The sequence below is a fragment of the Sporosarcina sp. AD_1 genome (assembly GCF_057373025.1).
Window position 1 is genome coordinate 1 of sequence record NZ_JBPVIR010000025.1, and the last position, 1,293, is coordinate 1,293.

General features: G+C 55.1%; 1 rRNA gene. It reads left to right on the forward strand.

The window, feature by feature from the left end:
• Nucleotides 1–1,293 (forward strand): 23S ribosomal RNA (locus tag ACSW3C_RS20160); the annotation flags it as partial.

The window sequence follows — 1,293 nt, forward strand, 5'->3', positions numbered from 1 at the left end:
GGAGTCCCTGATTTCACACTGCCAAGAAAAGCCTCTAGCGAGGCGGGAGGTGCCCGTACCGCAAACCGACACAGGTAGGCGAGGAGAGAATCCTAAGGTGATCGAGAGAACTCTCGTTAAGGAACTCGGCAAAATGACCCCGTAACTTCGGGAGAAGGGGTGCTCTGGTAGGGTGAATAGCCCGAGAGAGCCGCAGTGAATAGGCCCAGGCGACTGTTTAGCAAAAACACAGGTCTCTGCAAAACCGTAAGGTGACGTATAGGGGCTGACGCCTGCCCGGTGCTGGAAGGTTAAGAGGAGAGGTCAGCGCAAGCGAAGCTTTGAATTGAAGCCCCAGTAAACGGCGGCCGTAACTATAACGGTCCTAAGGTAGCGAAATTCCTTGTCGGGTAAGTTCCGACCCGCACGAAAGGCGTAACGATCTGGGCACTGTCTCAACGAGAGACTCGGTGAAATTATAATATGCGTGAAGATGCGCATTACCCGCGACAGGACGGAAAGACCCCGTGGAGCTTTACTGTAGCCTGATATTGAATTCCGGTGCAGCCTGTACAGGATAGGTAGGAGCCTTAGATCCCGGAGCGCCAGCTTCGGAGGAGGCGTCGGTGGGATACTACCCTGGCTGTATTGGACTTCTAACCCATGCCCGTGATCCGGGCAGGAGACAGTGTCAGGTGGACAGTTTGACTGGGGCGGTCGCCTCCTAAAGTGTAACGGAGGCGCCCAAAGGTTCCCTCAGAATGGTTGGACATCATTCGTAGAGTGCAAAGGCATAAGGGAGCTTGACTGCGAGACCTACAAGTCGAGCAGGGTCGAAAGACGGGCTTAGTGATCCGGTGGTTCCGCATGGAAGGGCCATCGCTCAACGGATAAAAGCTACCCCGGGGATAACAGGCTTATCTCCCCCAAGAGTCCACATCGACGGGGAGGTTTGGCACCTCGATGTCGGCTCATCGCATCCTGGGGCTGTAGTCGGTCCCAAGGGTTGGGCTGTTCGCCCATTAAAGCGGTACGCGAGCTGGGTTCAGAACGTCGTGAGACAGTTCGGTCCCTATCCGTCGCGGGCGCAGGAAATTTGAGAGGAGCTGTCCTTAGTACGAGAGGACCGGGATGGACATACCGCTGGTGTACCAGTTGTCTTGCCAAAGGCATCGCTGGGTAGCTATGTATGGACGGGATAAATGCTGAAAGCATCTAAGCATGAAGCCCCCCTCGAGATGAGATTTCCCATTACTTCGGTAAGTAAGATCCCTCAAAGATGATGAGGTGGATAGGTTCGGGGTGGAAGCGTGG